We start from the raw sequence: 17,628 nt of genomic DNA on the forward strand, positions 1-17,628 counted from the left end.
GGCAAGCGATCAAGGTAAGGCTTAGCCTTGCTGGCCACCGGCGCCGGACGTGGCCGTTGCCTGATTCGACTTCTGTGCGCAGGACGCCTGCGCCTGCTGCTTGGCCTGCGTCTGCTTCTGGGCGCGCGCGCGCTCGATAACGGTCCAGTCGGGGCCGGCAAAGGCGGGCAGCGAGCAAGCGAAGGCCGTGACGCTCAGCAGCGCCAGCATGATGGTTTTCATGATTTGTCTTGAAATACTTCTTGAAACACTAATAGCAATGATGATGCTTGATGGGACTTGATACTTGCCAGTCCGGCCCTGGGTGGAGGGGTCCCGGGGCCGGACTGGCAGCGCTGTATCAGGCGCTGGCCTGGCGGCTGGCTGCCGCGCTATGCGCCGGCGGGGCCGACACGCCGGTCAGGTCGCGCCCGGCGAGGTCCAGCACCGCGGCAGCGCTGCCGTGCGCGCCGTCCGTGAACGGGTCGCGGCGATCGCCGACGCGGGCGCCATCGGTGAAGGGGTCGCGGCGGTCGCCAACGCGGGCACCGTCGGTGAAGGGGTCGCGCTTGCCGTTGTGGAGTGCGTAGCCGTACTTGTCGCCGGCGTTGGTGCTATCTTTCGGACCCGTTGCGCTGGCTTGTGTTGCGGCCAGAAGGCAGACGCCGAAAGCGGCTGCGGAAACAAGGGTCGTGAAGCGCTTCTTATTCATGATTGCTGCTTAATTCCAGATTGGGCGGCACTTTCCACTGGGTGTGGAGCGGGATAGGCGGATTCTTGCGTCCCGCATGTCGTCTGTTTCGCCTTTTGAGCTGCACCACGTGCTTGGCGTCGTTCAGCAGCGCGGTACAGCACACAGTGTAGCCATGGCGAATCATTCCGGTGATGAATTAAACGTCTCTCTTCCAGTCGGTTTTTTCACACCTGAAGTCCGCGAATGGCGCAGGGGTGGCTGTGCGGCGGCCATTCGCGCATGCAAAACCCGACGGGGCCGCGACCTTAAATCATGCAGGCTTCGCGATCCCAGGCCTGCAGCTGTTCAGCGGTCGCCCCGGCGCCGCCGCAAACGATGACCAGCACATCGCTCGCCGCCATCACCGCGGCCGGCTCGCGCTCCAGCGCGGCCAGCGCCGCGCCGCATGCCGGCTCCACCACGATCCGGTGCTCGGCCAGGAAACGCAGGCACGCGCCCACGGCTTGCTTGTCCGTGACTACCTCGCTGGCGATCGGATGCCGCGCAGACCACGCGACCGCCTCGGTGCAAGGGCTCTTGGCACCCAGCGATGTCGCAATGCTGGTGATGGCCGGCAGCGCGACCGGCGCGCCAGCCGCGAGCGAGGCGGCGTAGGAATCCGCGCCAACGGTCTCGGCCGCAATGACGGGCACATCGTGCCAGCCGTTGCGCTCCATCCCGGCCAGCACGCCGCACAGCAACCCGCCACCGCCAACCGACAGCACCACCGCGCCCGGCTTGACGCCGGCGGCAGCCACCTCATCGATCATCGTCGCGTGGCCTTCCCACAGCAGGGGATCGTCAAAGGGGTGGATAAACGCGTAGTCCGGCTTCATCAGCGAGAGCGCGTGCTCGTTGGCCTCGCTCCATGCGCGCCCGTGCACGACCAGCTCTGCGCCTTCCGCCGCGATGCGCTCGCGCGCCGCGGCCGACGTGGTCTCCGGCACCACGACGGTCACCGGCACGCCAAGAAGCCGCCCGCCGTAAGCGACGGCAATGCCGGCATTGCCGCCCGAGGAGGACACGAAGTGCGTTGCCCCCCGCGCCTTGTAGATCCGGCACGCATGGCCGATACCACGCGCCTTGAATGAACCCGGTGGCTGCAGCGCCTCCATCTTGAACCACACCGAACGCCCCAGCCGCGCCGAGTAGGACGTGGACCGCAGCAGCGGCGTGACGATGTGCAGGCTTACCGCGTGGTCAAGGGTGGCGGGCTGTGCAGGGTCAGCATGGGGCATGGTGTTGCATCTCGGTTCTGGCATGAAGAACCTCGAATGGTAGAAGCCTGCCAGTTATGCGGTCAAATGCCTATCAAGCCTTAAAGCTATACTCTCAAGGCATAGCAATACTCAGGAGGCAATCCGCAAAGCATGCGCAACATCGAAACGCGGCACCTGCGCTACTTCATCGCCGTCGCGCAAGAAGGCAGCATCATTGCGGCCTCCCGGGCGCTGAGCATCACGCAACCGGCCTTGTCCCGGCAGATCCAGGATCTGGAGGCGAATATAGGTGTCCCATTGTTCGAGCGGCATGCCAAGGGCGTGCAACTCACCGATGCCGGCATGAGCTTCCTGCAGGACGCAAGGCAATCGCTGCTGCAGCTTGAACAGGCGCGCGACCGGGCCCACCGTATTGCGCAGGGCCAGACCGGCTCGTTCACGCTCGGCATCATGCCCAGCTACCTGGCCTCCCCGGTGACGCTGGCAATCCTTGCGCACTTCCGGGAACAGAACCCGGAGATACTGCTCTCGATCGAGCCGCTGTTGTCATTGCAGCAGGCGCAGGCGATCCGCAGCGAGGAACTGGACGGCGGCATCATGGCCTGGCGCGCGCCGGACGATGCCAGCCTGAACGGCATCGCCCTGTACCACGAGCGCTTTGTGCTGGCGATGCCAGCCCAGCCGTCAGCACCGGCGAAGCGCGCGCGGCGGCTTGCCGACATCGCAGGCGAACGCTTTGTGTGGTTCAACCGAGAGAAGTCAAGCGCGCAGCACAACCTGCTGATCGCCGCATGCGCCAAGGCCGGGTTCACGCCGCACATCGTCCAGATCGGCACCGACACCCCAACCATTCTGGGGCTGGTCGCCGCCGGCATGGGTTGCGCGTTGGTACCTGCCAGTTCGCAACGGCATGCGCCACCCACCATCGCCTTCATTGCGCTGGCCGACCTGACCGATGGGGTCGACATCGAGTTTGTATATTCGGCGGCGCGCCGCTCGCCGCGCGTGCAACGCTTTATCGCATCAGTGCGGCATGTCACCGGCAAGAAGGCGAGACCGGTGCGCGGCAAGTCATGAAGGCCCCGAGGGATCCAGTGGCCTGAATCACAAACTAGTGCTCCGCGTTCACCCTGTGCTCCGCTATCTTCGGGCTGTTCTGCCAGCCACCGCCCAGCGCCAGGAACAGGTCGATCTGGTAGATCGCCACCTGGCTGTCCGACGCTGCCAGTGCCGCCTCGGTCCCGGCCAGCGTGCGGTCCGCATCCAGGCTAGACAGGTACGGCACGCGGCCGGCCTGGTATAGCAGGCGCTGTTGCCGGGCGACTTCATTGGCGTCATCGCGCGCCACGCGCAAGGACCGGTTGCGCTCCAGCTCCCGCGTGTAGGCGCTGAGCGCGCCCTGGGTTTCCTGCAGCGCCTTGAGCACCACGCCATCGAAGCGGGCGAGTGCCGCGTCCGCGCCAGCTTCCATGGCGTGGATGCGGGGGCGCACCCCATTGGTCGGCAAGTTCCAGGTGATCAGCGGGCCAAGGCCCCAGTGCGCGGTCGGCCCCGTGCCGAGATCGCTCAGGATGCCGCTGAGCCCGGCCGATGCACCGATGCGTATCGACGGATAGAGATCGGCCGTGGCCACGCCGATCTTCGCCGTGGCCGATGCCAGCTCGCGTTCCGCCTGGCGGATATCGGGACGGCGTTTCAGCAGCGCGGCGCCGTCGCCGACAGGCACCGCCTGTCGCAGCGTCGGCTCCTCATGGCATTCGGATGCGGCTTGCGGCAGCGCTGCCGGCGGCTGGCCCAGCATGACGGCGAGCCGGTAGGCCGCGCCCTCCTTCTCCGCCTTGAAGCGCGGCAATGCAGCGCGCAAGGTCTCGGCCTGCGCGCGGGCGCGCAGCATGTCGGCAGGCTGGCCACGGCCGGCGGCCACCATCTTGCCGGCGATCTCCACGCCGCGCGCCGCCAGCGCGACCTGCTGCTGCGCCGCCGCCAGCTCATGCGTGGCGGCACATCCCTGCACATAGGCTCGCACGGTTTGCGCGACCACGCTCACGCGTGCCATGTCCAGCGCGGCCTGGCTTGCCTCGGCGCTGGCCAGCGCGGCCTCGTCGGCGCGGGCCAGCTTGCCGAAGAAGTCCACCAGGTATGACACCGAGAAGCCGACGTCGCCCAGGTTGAAGACCGGTACCTTCTCCTTGAGCAGGAAACTCTCGCCCGCGATCTGCGCGCGCTCGGTCTTGGCCGAGAAGGCCGCCTGCGGCAGGTTCTCCGCCTCCACCTCGTGATAGATCGCCACGGCCCGGCGCAGGTTGGCGGCGGCAACCCGCAGGCTGGTATTGGCGCTGAGCGCCTGCTGCACCAGTGCATCCAGCTTGGGGTCATCGTACAGGCGCCACCAGTCGTCCGGGACCTGCGCCACGGAGACGGCCGGGTCATCCGTGCCGAGCAAGGGCCCGCTGGCCTGCGGCGAGCGCACCGCCGCCTGCTCCGGCACGTGGTAGTCAGGGCCCACGGTAGTGCAGGCGAACAGCAACGGGACCACGGCCGGCAGCAGCAGGCTGAGCTTGCTCATTGCGCGCCCTCCTCCGTGGTTTCGTCGCGCAGCACGGCGATGGTCTTGCGCGGTTGCGCCACGGATACCGTCGCCGTGCGGCCAGACACCAGCCGTACATCCGCCGGCACGTCGTCCAGCACGATGCGCACCGGCACACGCTGCGCCAGCCGCACCCAGTTGAACGTGGGGTTCACGTTGGGCAGCAGGTTGGCGCCATTGCTGCGGTCACGGTCCTCGATGCCGGCGGCGATGCTCTGCACGCGGCCGTGCAGGATCGTGCGCTCGCCCATGATGCGCACGGAGACCGGGTTGCCAATGCGGATGCCCGCCAGCTTGGTTTCCTCGAAGTAGCCTTCGACGTGAAAGGAGTTCAGGTCGACCATCGACAACACCGGCCGGCCCAACGCCACGTAATCGCCCAGGCGCGGCAGGCGGTCGTTGAGAAAGCCGTCCACCGGGCTGGTCACCCGGGTGCGGGCGAGGTTGAGCCTGGCCAGCGCCACCGCCGCCTCCGCTTGCGCCAGCGCCGCCTCGCCCTGCTGCACCCGCGCCTGCCCTTCTTCCACCACTTCCGTGGCGACCACCTCGGACAGGGCATGACTGCGGGCGGGCCTCGCGGCGCGCCTGCGCCAGCGTGGCGCGCTGCGCGGCGGCAGTCGCCATGGCCTGCCGCAGCGCCAGCTGGTAGCGGTCCTGGTCGATCACGAACAGCGCCTGCCCGCGCCGCACGCGCTGGTTGTCCTTGACGAGGATCTGCGTCACCAGCCCCGAGACATCGGGGGCGACCTGCACCACGTCGGCGCGCACGTGGCCGTCACGCGTCCAGGGCGCCACGGTGTAGTAGTCCCAAAGATGCTTGCCGACGAACAGGGCGGCCACCGTGGCCAGCAGGGTCAGCATCACGGGGACCAACAAGCGGAATTTGAATTTCATGATTGCAGCCAGCGGGCCATGGCGGCCACGCCGCCCAGGACGATGACGTAAAGGGCTAGATTGAAAAGCGACCGGTGCCAGACCAGCCGGTAAAAGCCTGCGCGCGCAAGCACCGCACGCATGCAGGCGGTGATGACAAAGGTGAGGAGCATCAACGCCAGCAAGCCGGGCACGAAGACGCCATAGAGATCGATTTCCGCGCCTAGCATCGGGGCTCCGCACGCAATGGGAGCGGCGTGGGCCACGTGGGCCGCGCAGGCCGCACCGCAGCCTGCGGCTGCGCCGGATACAGCGTGACCCGCAAGGCAATCAGCGCGCCCAGCGCGCTGCACGCATTCGCGCCGGGATTTTGCAATCCACCGCTTTGCATGGCCACCTCGCGCAGCGCCTTGTCAATCCGCTCCGATAGCGCATCCGGCGGCGCCATCGCGTGCCCGGCCTTGAGGCGCGCGCGGAAATGCAAGGCCACCGCGTTGAGCACCCTGGCCACGGCGCGGCGCGCGGCCGGGCGCAGCCCGGGCAGGCTGCGCTGCAGCGCCAGCGCGCCAAAGCCGACCTGCAGCTCGGCAAAGCCATCCGAAGCCATCTTGTCGTCGCTGGCCGCAAGCCTTGGCACCAGCTGGCTGAGCCGGTCCAGCATGCGGCCGCCGAGCCGGGCGTGCTCCCCCGGCTCGCGCCGCGCGGCGGCTTGTGCCAGGTCCTTCCAGCTCGCGCGGATCAGCCGGTGCGCCGCCACGCGCGCGCCGAACGGCCGCGTCGCCATGGCCCACAAGGGCGCGAACAGCATGCCGCCGATGCTGGCCAGGCTGGCGTTGAAGGTGGTCAGGAAATTCGTGTCGTAGACGCTCTGCACATTGGCAAACGATGCCGTATTGACCGACAGCAGCATGGCGATCAGGTTGAAGCCGGGCCGCGATATCAGCATGCCGATGCCCATGTAAGGCAACGCCAGCATGCCCACCAGGGTCTCGAAGTTGTGCGCGTTCGGCACCACCAGGAACAGGTAGAACGATGACACGGCAAAACAGAATCCGCTCCAGCGCAGGAACGAATGCGCGACCGGCCGGGGCTCCTCGATGGTGGCAAAGAAGCAGCAGGCGATGGACGCCACCGCGACAGATCCGGCGCCGTCCTCCCATCCCGAGGCGATCCATAGCATGCCCGCGCAGAACACAGCAAGGCTGGTGGAGCAGGCATAGAACAGCAGCATGGCGTGATCGTGGTGATGTGCCCGGTCCGCGCGCTCGGCGCCGTGCCCAAGCGCGCGCGCGGATGGCGCGGCGGCGCTGGCCGCCTGGTCGCCAATGCCATGCTGCAGGGCGTGGCAGTCTTCGCACAGCGCCGCCAGCGTGCCCAGCTGGTCGTTGGCGGTGGCGACCAGGCCGCCATGCCAGCCCGGCGCCCGCGCGAAATCCGCCCACGGGCCCGCCTCCGGCGCCAGCGCGGGCGACGGGCCGTCGAACCCCGCGCGAATCCAGGCAGACATGCCGGCCATATGGCGCGCCAGCGTATCCGGTATGCCGTCCGCGTGGCGGCGCAGCGCCTGGAGCACGCCGGCCAGCGAGGACAACACCGGCAGCAGCATCGTCATCCGCTCGCGCAAGGCGCGCGCGTGGCGCAGCGTGTCCGCGCTTTCCGTGTCGTACGAGAGCTGGGTGATGAGCTGGTCCAGTGCGAGGATGTCGGCGGCCAGCCGGTGGCGGCTGCCGTGGCGCGTGGCATTGGCGTCAGGGTCGGGCGACAACATGTCGGTGGCCCACAGTGCCGCGTCGGCCAGCCAGGTGGCGGAGCGGGCGCGCAGCGCGGGCGCCACCTTGGCCGGAAAGACGATGGCGCCCACCATGCCGGCGCAGACGATGCCGATGACGATCTCCTCGATGCGCGCAACGGCGATGTCGAAGACTTGCGCCGGCTCGCTGACCGCCGGCAGCGCCACGATCGGCAACGTGTAGGCCGCCAGCAGGAAGATATAGCTGCGCGGCGTGCGCTGCAGCAGCGAGAAATAGAGCAAGCCCCCCGTCCACAGCGCGATCGCGGCCATCAGCAACACCGGCGCGTTGACCAGCAAGGGCACCGTGGCCACTGCGGCGGTCGCGCCCAGTACCGTGCCCGCCACACGATATGCGGCCTTGGAGCGCGTGGCGCCGGTCAGCGGATGGGAAACAAAATAGACGGTTGCCATCGCCCAGTAAGGGCGGGGCAAACCTAGCGCGAGCGCGATGTAGAGCGCCAGCATCGAGGCGGCAAACGCCTTCAGTGAAAAGAGCCACTGTCGTGCGCTCGGCCAGCTAGCCATGACGCGAATATCCGTTGGAAAGAACGTAGGAGCGAAGTGTAGCCAACTGGCGTACATTCCTCACATGATTTAAAATTGCAAATTGCATTCGCTTTTTTCATGGTAAAGGAAGCACCAGATGCCCATTGACATCCGCGCCCTGCGCTACTTCGTCGAAACCGTTCGCCTGAAAAGCTTCACCCAGGCGGCGACCTCCCTGTTCGTCACGCAATCCACCATCAGCAAGATGGTGCGCCAGTTGGAGGACGAGATCGGCCAGCCACTGCTGATTCGCGAAGGCAAGCAGGTGCGGCTGACCGACGTGGGGCGCGTGGTCTACGAGCGCGGGCAGGAAGCGTTGGGCGTGGTGCACCGGCTCACGCTGGAAGTGGCCGATCTCTCCTCGCTGGGCCGTGGCCAGTTGACCGTGGGCATCCCGCCCATGGCCAACCTGTTCTTCTCGCCGGCCGTCAGCGCCTTTCGCCAGCGCTATCCCAACCTGGAGCTCAGCCTGGCCGAGCACGGCGGCCACATGGTGGAGCAGCAAGTGGCGAGTGGCGAACTCGAAGCCGGCGCCACCGTACTGCCCCGGGACAGCGGGCTGGCGCTGGCCACGCGCGAGTTCGCCAAATACCCGATCTGGGTTGCAGGCCCCCGCAAGGCCAGCTGGGCCAAGGGCAAGACCGTCACCCTGGCGGCGCTGCGCGACGAGCCCCTGCTGATGCTGACCGAAGACTTCTCCCTGACCCGCAAGCTGCGGCAAGCCTTTCTCGACGCCCGGCTTGAGCCCCGCGTCGTGGCGCAAAGCGGGCACTGGGACTTCCTCGCCTCGATGGCCGCAGCCGGGCTGGGCACCACCTTCCTGCCACAACCGCTGCTGGACAAGCTCGATATCCGCGACAAGCTCGCCGTGGCACGGCTGACGGAACCGGCCATGGACTGGGCGCTCGCCCATATCTGGTCGCCGGGCCGCTACCTATCGCATGCGGCGCGGGCGTGGTTCTCGGTTTGCGAGGAAGTGCTGGGGGCGTAAGCGCAGACCGGCGCGTTTGCCGCCGGTGCGAATGCGCGATGTTAGAAAGTGGCGGGGCGAGCCGCTAACCACCAGCGACGATGTCGCTATCGGGTGGGCGCGTGCTGGAGCTGGCTTACGGTTGATCGTCAATATAGAAAAGGACGATGGTTCAGCCTCCAGAAACCTCTTCGCGCTAGCTGCTAGTGCCAAAGCGGGCAAAGTGGAAAGGTCCATCAGTACAGAGTTAAATGGCGTCGACGCACCTGAATTCACCACCGATTTGCCCCCCTCCCCCCTGTTTTTGGCCACTCCCGTCGGCACGATTGATGTCCGAACGCTGGCCAATCCCGCACAGACGCTCCCCCCTTTGGGCGTAAAACAAGATTCTTGTGTTTATTGGGAAACCAAGTCGTCCAAAAATGGTATATATGCGTTGGTCGTTACAGGTACTCCTACGCAATGAGACCAAATGAAGACCGAACAGCCAAAAAAATACATCACTTGTTTGGTCGCCATGTACATCCTGTGCGGCTTGGTTTATATGGGCTGGCGCGTGGAGGCGATCAATATGGCCGCCCCGCTGCTTTCGATCCCGCTTTACGCGGCGGAGATGTACGGGTATGTCAGCGGCCTGCTTTTCGTGCTGATGACCTACCGGCTGAGCGTGCGCGAGGCGCCGCCGCCCGAACCGGGGATCGCGGTCGACGTCTTTGTACCAACGTATAACGAGTCAGTAGACCTGATCCGCCGAACCCTGCTCGCGGCCAAGCGGATGGACTATCCGCATATCACCTGGCTGCTGGATGACGGTCGTCGCGAATCGATGCGTGCGCTGGCGGAAGAACTGGGCTGCCGCTATCTCGCCCGCGACAATTCCGTGCACGCCAAGGCCGGCAACCTGAACAACGCCCTGCAGTACAGCCAGGGCGAGTTCGTTGCGATATTTGACGCTGACCACGCGCCTCGCCGCGACTTCCTGGTCAAGACGCTGGGCTATTTCCGCGACGCCAAGGTCGCCTTCGTGCAGACGCCGCAGGACTTTTTCAATATCGACTCGTTCAATCACCGGCTGGGCAAGAGGCGGGTCTGGGACGAACAGGCGCTGTTCTTCAAGGTCATCCAGCGCGGCAAGGATGCCCTGAACGCGGCGTTCTTTTGCGGCAGTTGCGCCGTCATCCGCCGTTCCGCTATCGAGGCCATTGGCGGCTTTGCGACAGAAACCGTGACGGAAGACGTCCATACGGCCATCAAGCTGCACAAGCTCGGCTACCAGTCTGTGTTCCATGCGGAGTCGCTGGCGTTCGGACTGGCACCGCACAGTATCGACACCTACCTGAGGCAGCGCATGCGCTGGGGCATGGGCGCGATGCAGGTCTTCCGCAGCGAGAACATCCTGTTTAGCCGGGGGCTGACGCTGGGCCAGCGGCTCAACTACTTTGCGTCGGCGCTGTTCTTCTTCGAGGGCTGGCAGAAGCTGATCTTTTTTCTCATGCCACCGGCCGTCTTCCTGTTTGGCGTGTTGCCGATCGTTTCGCCGCTTAACACGTTCCTACTGCTGTTCAGCCTGTATTACCTCCTGTCGATACTCGTGCATCTGGAACTGGGACGTGGCTATAACTCGCTGTTCCTGAGCGAGCAGTACGCAATGGCGCGGTTCTTTTCTTTCATGTCGACCAGTGCCGGGCTGTTCCGCAGGAACATCCCGTTTGCCGTAACCGACAAGCAGCTGTCGCAAACCGGCAAGACGTGGCTGTGGCTGTCGCCGCTATTGATCATCGCCGGTGTGACGGCACTGAGCGTGCCGGTCGGCCTGTACCGGATGTATGCCGGCAGCATCCCGGTGGGCGCGGGTCTGGTGACGCTTTTCTGGACGATAATGACCCTCGGCACGGCGCTGATCGTGGCATCGTTCTCGCAAAAGCATTCGCGCAACCGCCGCTCCGAGTACCGCTTTCCGCTGCGGCTGCCGGTCACGCTGACGATGCAGAACAAGACTTATCTCGGCCTGACGTCGGATCTGTCGCCCAATGGAGCACTCTATATCGGCCAAGGCGTCCCGCCGCTAACGCGCGGCGGCGTGATCGACGTGGCCATCCACCTGCCCAACCTGATCGTGCGGGATACGGCCGTGGCAACGTTTATCAAGGGGCCCGGCCCGTCCAGCCCGCACGGCACATCCATCGGGCTGCATTTCAACTGGGATGCGCAAGGCAACACGGGAGGCCTCGAGACATTCCTGTTCGGCAGCCGGCTGCAGCTCGACATGGCCGATTTCAGCGAAGTGGAGACGCCGCCACTCACGCGGCTGGCCGAACTGCTGCGCCGGGACAGCACCGAGCCGTTGATCGCGCAAAGCTGGGCGGCCGGATTGCTGACCCAGCCGCCGCGCTCGGGCATGCTGCCGGTGGCCATCGCCACCATCGAGGGAACTGCGCCGCTGCTTTTCAGCAGCATCGAACTGGATCTCAGTGCCGCCACCACGCTGCGCCAGGCCATATCCGGCAAGACCGCGGAAAGCAAGGTCAGCCTGACGTCCACCGGCAAGCTCAGCACTCCGACGGGCGACTTTCATCTCTACAACATCACGCCGTGCGGCTCGGCGGCTTAACACAGGAAAACTGTATGACGCGGTACACGCGTATCCAACGGCTGCCTCGCCTGGCCCTCGCTATCACCCTGCTGGGCGGAGCGGCAGCGTTCGGGCCGATGCAGGCCGAGGCAGGCCCCTTGCTGTTCGGCGGTGCCACCTTTGCCGGTGGCGGGGAGCGCAGCGAGTATGTCGGCGTGACCGGCAGCTGGCTGCCTGTGCCGTTCGTGACGCAAAAATTGGTCGTTAGCGACTACCACTACAGCTACGGGTCCAACGGCACGACGGTGACGGTGAACGGCCAGTCGGCCGAGGCGGCGCTGGGCGTACAGAAAGGCTGGGAGACGGGGTGGGCCGAAGCCACCGCCGGCGCGCGCTACCGCTACAACCGCGTGTCGCCGGAAGGCGCGGACATGCGCTCCGACGGCGGCCAATGGGGCTTGGCGCTGACGGTGCTCGGCCAGCAGGAATTTGCGAAAAGGTGGGCCGTCAACGGCATCGCAAGCTACACCTTCGGACCCAAGGCGTACTGGACGCGTGGCCGGATTCTCTACAAGGTCTTTGGCGACGCGTGGGCCGGTGCGGAAGTCATCAAGCATGGCGATCCGTTCTACCACGCCACGCAGGGCGGCCTGGTGCTGACCGGCATCTCGCTCGGCCAGACCGCGAAGCTCGGGTTCTATGCCGGCGTCAAGAAGACCGTTGGAGTGTCGCGCGCGTTCTACGGCGGCCTGGAAATCACCAAGGCATTCTGAATGCCTAACGCCCAACTGCTAGTCAGCAGATAAGAGAGGCTCGAGCTCGGTGTTCGAGGCAGGCGCGGTGTTGGTCAATCAACGCGGCGAACGCTTTTGCGACGAACGCGACCGGCCCGCCTAGGCCCTTCCTGACCAGCCTGGCAAGGTCGGCTGGATCGTTTTCGACGACTCGCTCGCCAAGCGATATTCCGTATGGCCGGATTTCGATCATGAGATTGGCCACGCTTTGCGCGCCTCTACCTCGAAAACTCCTCAAACACCACCTGCCGCAGCCATTGGTTGGCCGGCTCCCGATTGTTCCTGGCGTGCCAGAGCACGTTGATCACGATATCGGGGATCTTCACCGGGCACGGCGCCGTCTCCAGCCCGAACGGCGTTAACGTGCGCTGCGCATAGGCCTGCGGCACCACCGCGATCAGGTCGGTCGTCTGCAGGATATGGCCCACCGCGACGAAGTGCGGCACGTGCAGGCGGATCTGGCGCGGCACGCCGGCGCGCTGGATCACTTCGTCCACCATGCTGTGCCCGGTGCCTGCCGCGACGATGGCGACGTGCTCGGCGCTGCTGAACGACTTGAGGGTCATGCCCTCGCGGGCCAGCGGATGGCCCTTGCGGAACAGGCAGACGTAGCGCTGGCGGAACAGCCGCCGCTGGAAAAAGCCGGCCTTGAGGTCGGGCATGAAGCCGATCGCCAGGTCGACGCGGCCGCTTTCCATTTCCTCTTGCAGGTTCACCGTGTGGTTGCGCACCGTGCTGATGGTCACGCCGGGCGCCACCGCGGACAGCCGCTTCATCAGGTCGGGCAGGAAGTAGATCTCGCCGATATCCGTCATGGCGATGGTGAAGCCGCGCGCGCTGGTGGCCGGCTCGAACACGGATTGCGCGTTGAGCGTGTTGTGGATGGCACCGAGCGCGTAGCCGATCGGCTCCGCCAGGTTCTCCGCGAACGGCGTTGGGACCATGCCCTTGGAGGTCCGCAGGAAAAGCTCGTCGCCCAGCAGCTTGCGCAGGCGGTTGAGCGCGTTGCTGATGGCGGGCTGTGACGTGCCGAGCGCCACGGCCACGGCGGACACCCGGCGCAGACGCAGCAGTTCATTGAACACGACCAGCAGGTTCAGGTCGATCTCCCGCAGTTCCATCCTGGCTTCCTTTATCACTCATAGTGATATGACGTATCACCTTCCTTCTATTTATTAATTCTACCCGCGGCGCCAACATACGCCCATCGGCAAACGGATGCCAGGAAGAACTAGCTGGAGACGCCCCCATGGAAGTATCCATCCACCCGCTGGACAGGACGCTGCACGCGCAGGCCGGCGACAACCTGCTGGACGTGCTGCGGGCTAACCAGGTGCCCATCTCGTATAGCTGCATGGCGGGGCGCTGCGGCACCTGCCGCTGCAAGGTCCTGGCCGGGCGCACCCAGGCGAGCGGCCCCGAGGATTCGCGCGCCCCCATGGCCGCCGGCCAGTCGGTGCTGGCCTGCCAGACCACGCTGGTGGAGAACTGCGCGATCGAGATCCCGGAGCTCGACGAAGTCGTGGTGCAGAAGCGGGTCCGCGTGGCGATTCCCAAGCCGCTCGACTTCTCTCCAGGACAGTACGCCACCTTGCAGTTCACACCGCGCCATATCCGGCCTTACTCGATGGCGGTGGCGCACGGCGCGGGCGAGCTCGAGTTCCATATCCGGCTGGTGCCCGACGGGCGCGTGACGTCCTATGTGGCGTCGGAGCTCAAGGTTGGCGATGCCATCCGCGTCGCCGGGCCGCTGGGTACGGCTTACCTGCGGCGCAAGTGCGAAGGCCCCGTGGTCTGCATCGCGGGCGGCACCGGGCTGGCCCCGATCCTGTCGATCCTGCGCGGCATGCTGGACGGCGGCATGCGCAACGAAGTGCACGTCTATTTTGGCGTGCGCACGCACGCGGACCTCTACGGCCTGGAATGGCTGCGCGAACTGCAGGCGCGCCATGCAGCGATGCACCTGCACGTGGTGGTGGCGTCGGCCGGCGACGGCAACGGTTACCGGGGCGGCGTGGTGACCAAGGCAGTCGCCGACGACTGGGCGCAGATGCAGGGCTGGCGCGCCTATCTGGCCGGCGCACCGGTCATGGTCGACGCGGCCTCCATCCTGCTCCGGCAACGAGGCATCGACCCCGACCACATCCATGCCGACGCATTTCACGCCAGCGGCGTCTGACACCTTGTGCCTCACCTCACAAACATCGCGGAGACAAACCATGCGCGAGCAAGCCGTTGTATTCAAGAAAAAGGAATGGAAGGATGAAGGCTCCAGCCGGATACCGTTCTGGGCCTATACCGATGACGACATCTACCGGCAGGAGCTGGAACGCTTCTTCTACTCGGCGCACTGGTGCTATATCGGCCTGGAGGCGGAAATCCCCAACGCCGGCGACTTCAAGCGCACCGCCATCGGCGAGCGCTCGGTCATTGCCAGCCGCGCGGCGGATGGCGAGATCCACGTGGTGGAGAACGTCTGCGCGCATCGCGGCGTGCAGTTCTGCCGCGAGCGTTCCGGCAACCGCAAGGACTTTACCTGCCCCTATCACCAGTGGAACTACGACCTGAAGGGCAACCTGGTCGGCGTGCCGTTCCGGCGTGGGGTGAAGCTCGATGGCAAGGTCAATGGCGGCATGCCCGCCGATTTCGACCCAAAGGCGTTTGGCCTGACCAAGCTAAAGGTGGCGCGCCGCAACGGCGTGATCTTCGCCTCGTTCGACCATGCGGTGCCGGATCTGGAGGACTATCTCGGCCCGACCATCCTGGCTTACTTCGACCGGGTCTTCGACGGCCGCAAGCTGACCATCCTCGGCTACAGCCGCCAGCAGATTCCCGGCAACTGGAAGCTGATGCAGGAGAACATCAAGGACCCGTACCACCCGGGGCTGCTGCATACGTGGTTCGTCACCTTCGGGCTCTGGCGCGCGGACAACAAGTCGGAGCTCAAGATGGACGAGCACTTCCGCCACGCGGCCATGATCTCCACGCGCGGCCAGGGCGGCAAGGGCGAGGTGACCAGCGGCGTGTCCAGCTTCAAGGAACAGATGAACCTGCACGACGACCGCTTCCTGGATGTCGTGCCGGAAGCCTGGTGGGGTGCGCCCACGGCCGTGATGATGACGCTGTTCCCCAGCGTCATCATCCAGCAGCAGGTCAACTCGGTGTCGACCCGGCACATCCAGCCCACCGGCCACGGCTCGTTCAACTTCGTATGGACCCACTTCGGCTTCGAGGACGACGACGCCGACATGACCCGGCGCCGCCTGCGCCAGGCCAACCTGTTCGGCCCGGCTGGCTTTGTCTCGGCCGACGACGGCGAGGTGATCGAGTTCTCCCAGCAAGGCTTCGAGCAAAAGCCCTTCCACCGGACGGTGGCCGAACTCGGCGGGCGCGATATCGGCGATACGGACCACATGGTGACCGAGACGCTGATCCGCGGGATGTACAACTACTGGCGCCGCGTGATGGAGGCCTGAGACATGCTCGACTTTGAAACCTACATGCAGGTGCTGGCGCTGTACACGGACTACGCTGCCGCGCTGGACAACAACGAATGGGACAAGTGGCCCGGCTTCTTCACCGAGGCCTGCGTCTACAAGCTCCAGCCGCGCGAGAACCACGAAGCCGGCTTCCCGCTTGCCACGTTGTCGTTCGAGAGCCGCGGCATGCTCAAGGACCGCATCTACGGCGCCACGGAAACCATCTTCCACGACCCGTACTACCAGCGGCATGTGGTTGGCATCCCGCGCATCCTGGAGGTGGATCGCGAGCGGATCGGCGCCGAGGCCAGCTACGCCGTCTTTCGCACCAAGCCGGACGGGCAATCCACCGTGTACAACGTGGGCCGCTACATCGACGTGATCCGGCGCACCGCCGACGGGCTGAAGTTCGAGTCCCGGCTATGCATCTTCGACAGCGAGATGATCGCCAACTCCATCATCTACCCGATTTGATTCCTGAATATTGAGGCAGACCATGTCAAAGCAATGGACCCAGGTCATCCCGCTGGCAGCAATTCCGGCAGACGATGTCGTCGCTGTCAGCGCGCTCGGCAAGGAGATCGCGCTGTACAGCGTAGGCGGCGAGATCTATGCCACCGACAACGCTTGCAGCCATGGCAACGCGCGGCTGTGCGACGGCTTCCTGGACGGGCACGAGATCGAGTGCCCGCTGCACCAGGGCAAGTTCGATGTACGCACCGGCCGCGCGATGTGCGAGCCGCTGACCAGCGATATCCAGGCGTACAGCGTGAAGGTGGAGAACGGCGCGGTGTTCGTGGAACTATAGGGACGCATGCAGAGGCTGGGGGCGGGAAGCAGTCCGCCGGCTTGGCCGCCAGCATCGTATCCGGGCCAATCGGCGCCATATCGCTCAAGTGCGCTTCGGCGCCCTGGGGGAGTAAATGGAACGGCCTGTCGCTCGCCCCAATGTCGCGGATGGCAGTTCGGCGAACAGCTTGCGATAGTCGGCTGCGAATTGCCCCAGATGCCAGAAACCCCAGTCGAAAGCCGCGGCCTGGATGGTCAGGGTATCGTCGCCGCCCCTGAGTGTTCGCCTCACCTGGTTCAGCCGGAATATCCTCAGGTATTGCTGTGGGCTGATCCCGAGGACTTCGATGAAGCCGTTGTGCATCGTGCGGCGCGTCAACGCGAGCACGGAACATAGCTCGTCCAGCGTGACCATCCTCTCCCGATGTGCCGTGACAAAATCGACGGCCTTGTCCACCGTCAATTTGCGAGACACGTAGGTGGAAGTCATCGGCTGCGAGGATTGCATCCCGGCCAAAGCCACCAGGAGACAGGAGCGGATCGATTGCTCGATCATCTTCCGGGCAGCCCCGTGGCCCAGGGCTGCGGCGCCGGATTCCAGCATGCCGAACACCGCCGTCATCAGGAGCCGGAGGCGCCCGGCCGCCGCTGCCGAGATGGCCATGACCGGCGCGTCGTTGCCCAGCAAGCTGGCCAGCTCAAGGTGCGCCATGTCGCACGCCATGCGCTGCAACTCGGACGCATCGAACGTGATGGAACACAGGTCGAGATAGGGCGAGCTGCGGAAGTCCATCTGCGTGCGAGGCTGTTGCGGCCAATTACCTGCCCACGGACAAGCCCGTGCCTCCATCGCCAGGGGAAAGCAAAACGAGCGGGAGTCGGGCCAGCATTTGGCCTTCTGCGCGCACTACCTGATTGATGGTTTCGCGGAAGATCTGGATCTTGCCGATCCAGGCTTCGGTCAGGGCTCCCTCGAAGCGTCCTGGCGAGATCTGGGTATAGCGTTGATCCCAATGGGAAAGATTTTCAGCTTGCTCGTCAACGTCGTATGCCTTGAGCATGCATGCATGAAAATCCGGACGGTAATCCGTAGTCATGCTTCACTCCGTGCCCGGTCAGTGCGGGGCATCCGCCGCACGGGTACCCGCGCGCTGCCGCCGCTGATCATGGTGGGGCGCCTTCCGGCCACCCCGCTCGGTCTTTCGTTCAACGCCAGTCTTGCCGCCCGGGCAGACGCCTGTGCGGACATACGCATGACTGGCATCGCCCCGGGGCACGGGGAATCTTATACTCC

18 protein-coding genes and 1 pseudogene are annotated in these 17,628 nt (G+C 65.4%); 9 read left to right on the forward strand and 10 right to left on the reverse strand.

The window, feature by feature from the left end:
* Window positions 1-21: 21 nt before the first annotated feature.
* The 3 genes from OR16_RS08110 to OR16_RS08120 all read right to left on the reverse strand — a co-directional run bounded on the left by OR16_RS08110 (window position 22) and on the right by OR16_RS08120 (window position 1,950).
* A complete protein-coding gene (locus tag OR16_RS08110) occupies window positions 22-222 on the reverse strand; it encodes a hypothetical protein (protein ID WP_006157487.1) in 201 nt (66 codons plus the stop codon).
* Between the two features lie 118 nt (window positions 223-340).
* On the reverse strand, window positions 341-691 hold the full coding sequence (locus tag OR16_RS08115) for a hypothetical protein (RefSeq protein WP_006157488.1): 351 nt from the start codon (window positions 689-691) through the stop codon (window positions 341-343).
* 287 nt (window positions 692-978) lie between these two features.
* Entirely contained in the window at window positions 979-1,950 is a 972-nt protein-coding gene (locus OR16_RS08120) for a pyridoxal-phosphate dependent enzyme (protein ID WP_006157489.1), read from the reverse strand.
* Window positions 1,951-2,082: 132 nt separating this feature from the next.
* Between OR16_RS08120 and OR16_RS08125 the strand changes: the two genes are divergently transcribed.
* Window positions 2,083-3,009 carry a LysR family transcriptional regulator gene (locus tag OR16_RS08125; protein WP_006157490.1) on the forward strand — a complete coding sequence of 309 codons (927 nt, stop codon included), beginning with the start codon at window positions 2,083-2,085 and terminating at the stop codon, window positions 3,007-3,009.
* A 34-nt stretch (window positions 3,010-3,043) separates the two neighbouring features.
* Here OR16_RS08125 and OR16_RS08130 read toward each other — a convergent pair whose 3' ends face one another.
* From OR16_RS08130 to OR16_RS08145, 4 genes and pseudogenes are all read right to left on the reverse strand, one after another.
* Window positions 3,044-4,498 (reverse strand): efflux transporter outer membrane subunit, encoded by a 1,455-nt coding sequence (locus tag OR16_RS08130; protein ID WP_006157491.1) that lies wholly within the window; start codon window positions 4,496-4,498, stop codon window positions 3,044-3,046.
* Window positions 4,495-5,413, reverse strand: a pseudogene (locus OR16_RS08135) (efflux RND transporter periplasmic adaptor subunit). Before OR16_RS08135 ends, OR16_RS08130 begins: the two are co-directional and overlap by 4 nt.
* Window positions 5,410-5,622 carry a DUF1656 domain-containing protein gene (locus OR16_RS08140; protein ID WP_043418968.1) on the reverse strand — a complete coding sequence of 71 codons (213 nt, stop codon included), beginning with the start codon at window positions 5,620-5,622 and terminating at the stop codon, window positions 5,410-5,412. The pseudogene OR16_RS08135 and the gene OR16_RS08140 overlap by 4 nt, the downstream one beginning before the upstream one ends.
* Window positions 5,616-7,709 (reverse strand): FUSC family protein, encoded by a 2,094-nt coding sequence (locus OR16_RS08145; RefSeq protein WP_006157492.1) that lies wholly within the window; start codon window positions 7,707-7,709, stop codon window positions 5,616-5,618. Before OR16_RS08145 ends, OR16_RS08140 begins: the two co-directional genes overlap by 7 nt.
* A 118-nt stretch (window positions 7,710-7,827) precedes the next feature.
* On the opposite strand from OR16_RS08145, the gene OR16_RS08150 reads away from it, so the two are divergent.
* The 4 genes from OR16_RS08150 to bcsS all read left to right on the forward strand — a co-directional run bounded on the left by OR16_RS08150 (window position 7,828) and on the right by bcsS (window position 12,045).
* Window positions 7,828-8,721 (forward strand): LysR family transcriptional regulator, encoded by an 894-nt coding sequence (locus OR16_RS08150; protein WP_006157493.1) that lies wholly within the window; start codon window positions 7,828-7,830, stop codon window positions 8,719-8,721.
* A 121-nt stretch (window positions 8,722-8,842) separates the two neighbouring features.
* Window positions 8,843-9,166: a hypothetical protein gene (locus tag OR16_RS43455; RefSeq protein WP_141639857.1), complete on the forward strand. Its 324-nt coding sequence runs from the start codon at window positions 8,843-8,845 to the stop codon at window positions 9,164-9,166.
* A gap of 6 nt (window positions 9,167-9,172) precedes the next feature.
* Window positions 9,173-11,311 carry a glycosyltransferase family 2 protein gene (locus tag OR16_RS08155; protein ID WP_006157495.1) on the forward strand — a complete coding sequence of 713 codons (2,139 nt, stop codon included), beginning with the start codon at window positions 9,173-9,175 and terminating at the stop codon, window positions 11,309-11,311.
* Window positions 11,312-11,325: 14 nt separating this feature from the next.
* Window positions 11,326-12,045: a cellulose biosynthesis protein BcsS gene (gene bcsS / locus OR16_RS08160; protein WP_006157496.1), complete on the forward strand. Its 720-nt coding sequence runs from the start codon at window positions 11,326-11,328 to the stop codon at window positions 12,043-12,045.
* Between the two features lie 239 nt (window positions 12,046-12,284).
* Here the strand turns inward: bcsS and OR16_RS08165 are convergent, their stop codons facing one another.
* The gene (locus OR16_RS08165; RefSeq protein ID WP_006157497.1) at window positions 12,285-13,187 is read right to left on the reverse strand and encodes a LysR family transcriptional regulator; all 903 of its coding nucleotides are present in this window, start codon (window positions 13,185-13,187) and stop codon (window positions 12,285-12,287) included.
* A 128-nt stretch (window positions 13,188-13,315) separates the two neighbouring features.
* On the opposite strand from OR16_RS08165, the gene OR16_RS08170 reads away from it, so the two are divergent.
* From OR16_RS08170 to OR16_RS08185, 4 genes are read left to right on the forward strand one after another with little or no spacing between them, the layout of a single operon-like run.
* On the forward strand, window positions 13,316-14,245 hold the full coding sequence (locus OR16_RS08170) for a 2Fe-2S iron-sulfur cluster-binding protein (protein ID WP_006157498.1): 930 nt from the start codon (window positions 13,316-13,318) through the stop codon (window positions 14,243-14,245).
* A 40-nt stretch (window positions 14,246-14,285) separates the two neighbouring features.
* Window positions 14,286-15,542 (forward strand): aromatic ring-hydroxylating dioxygenase subunit alpha, encoded by a 1,257-nt coding sequence (locus OR16_RS08175; RefSeq protein ID WP_006157499.1) that lies wholly within the window; start codon window positions 14,286-14,288, stop codon window positions 15,540-15,542.
* A 3-nt stretch (window positions 15,543-15,545) separates the two neighbouring features.
* Complete coding sequence (locus tag OR16_RS08180; RefSeq protein WP_006157500.1) at window positions 15,546-16,019, forward strand: aromatic-ring-hydroxylating dioxygenase subunit beta; 474 nt, start codon at window positions 15,546-15,548, stop codon at window positions 16,017-16,019.
* Between the two features lie 22 nt (window positions 16,020-16,041).
* Window positions 16,042-16,353 (forward strand): non-heme iron oxygenase ferredoxin subunit, encoded by a 312-nt coding sequence (locus OR16_RS08185; RefSeq protein ID WP_006157501.1) that lies wholly within the window; start codon window positions 16,042-16,044, stop codon window positions 16,351-16,353.
* Between the two features lie 84 nt (window positions 16,354-16,437).
* Here the strand turns inward: OR16_RS08185 and OR16_RS39595 are convergent, their stop codons facing one another.
* Both OR16_RS39595 and OR16_RS08195 read right to left on the reverse strand, forming a co-directional pair.
* Complete coding sequence (locus OR16_RS39595; protein WP_050982919.1) at window positions 16,438-17,127, reverse strand: helix-turn-helix domain-containing protein; 690 nt, start codon at window positions 17,125-17,127, stop codon at window positions 16,438-16,440.
* 25 nt (window positions 17,128-17,152) lie between these two features.
* Entirely contained in the window at window positions 17,153-17,431 is a 279-nt protein-coding gene (locus tag OR16_RS08195; RefSeq protein WP_043418970.1) for a hypothetical protein, read from the reverse strand.
* Window positions 17,432-17,628 lie beyond the last annotated feature (197 nt).

Origin of the sequence: Cupriavidus basilensis OR16 (genome assembly GCF_000243095.1) — a bacterium.
Classification (GTDB): Bacteria; Pseudomonadota; Gammaproteobacteria; order Burkholderiales; family Burkholderiaceae; genus Cupriavidus; species Cupriavidus basilensis_D.

Coding starts and splice junctions, on each gene's coding strand:
- OR16_RS08165 (WP_006157497.1), bottom strand. CDS start 13,187: ATGGAACTGCGGGAGATCGACCTGAACCTGCTGGTCGTGTTCAATGAA.
- OR16_RS08140 (WP_043418968.1), bottom strand. CDS start 5,622: ATGCTAGGCGCGGAAATCGATCTCTATGGCGTCTTCGTGCCCGGCTTG.
- bcsS (WP_006157496.1), top strand. CDS start 11,326: ATGACGCGGTACACGCGTATCCAACGGCTGCCTCGCCTGGCCCTCGCT.
- OR16_RS08170 (WP_006157498.1), top strand. CDS start 13,316: ATGGAAGTATCCATCCACCCGCTGGACAGGACGCTGCACGCGCAGGCC.
- OR16_RS08130 (WP_006157491.1), bottom strand. CDS start 4,498: ATGAGCAAGCTCAGCCTGCTGCTGCCGGCCGTGGTCCCGTTGCTGTTC.
- OR16_RS08145 (WP_006157492.1), bottom strand. CDS start 7,709: ATGGCTAGCTGGCCGAGCGCACGACAGTGGCTCTTTTCACTGAAGGCG.
- OR16_RS08195 (WP_043418970.1), bottom strand. CDS start 17,431: ATGACTACGGATTACCGTCCGGATTTTCATGCATGCATGCTCAAGGCA.
- OR16_RS08110 (WP_006157487.1), bottom strand. CDS start 222: ATGAAAACCATCATGCTGGCGCTGCTGAGCGTCACGGCCTTCGCTTGC.
- OR16_RS08155 (WP_006157495.1), top strand. CDS start 9,173: ATGAAGACCGAACAGCCAAAAAAATACATCACTTGTTTGGTCGCCATG.
- OR16_RS39595 (WP_050982919.1), bottom strand. CDS start 17,127: ATGGACTTCCGCAGCTCGCCCTATCTCGACCTGTGTTCCATCACGTTC.
- OR16_RS08180 (WP_006157500.1), top strand. CDS start 15,546: ATGCTCGACTTTGAAACCTACATGCAGGTGCTGGCGCTGTACACGGAC.
- OR16_RS08185 (WP_006157501.1), top strand. CDS start 16,042: ATGTCAAAGCAATGGACCCAGGTCATCCCGCTGGCAGCAATTCCGGCA.
- OR16_RS08120 (WP_006157489.1), bottom strand. CDS start 1,950: ATGCCCCATGCTGACCCTGCACAGCCCGCCACCCTTGACCACGCGGTA.
- OR16_RS08125 (WP_006157490.1), top strand. CDS start 2,083: ATGCGCAACATCGAAACGCGGCACCTGCGCTACTTCATCGCCGTCGCG.
- OR16_RS08150 (WP_006157493.1), top strand. CDS start 7,828: ATGCCCATTGACATCCGCGCCCTGCGCTACTTCGTCGAAACCGTTCGC.
- OR16_RS08115 (WP_006157488.1), bottom strand. CDS start 691: ATGAATAAGAAGCGCTTCACGACCCTTGTTTCCGCAGCCGCTTTCGGC.
- OR16_RS08175 (WP_006157499.1), top strand. CDS start 14,286: ATGCGCGAGCAAGCCGTTGTATTCAAGAAAAAGGAATGGAAGGATGAA.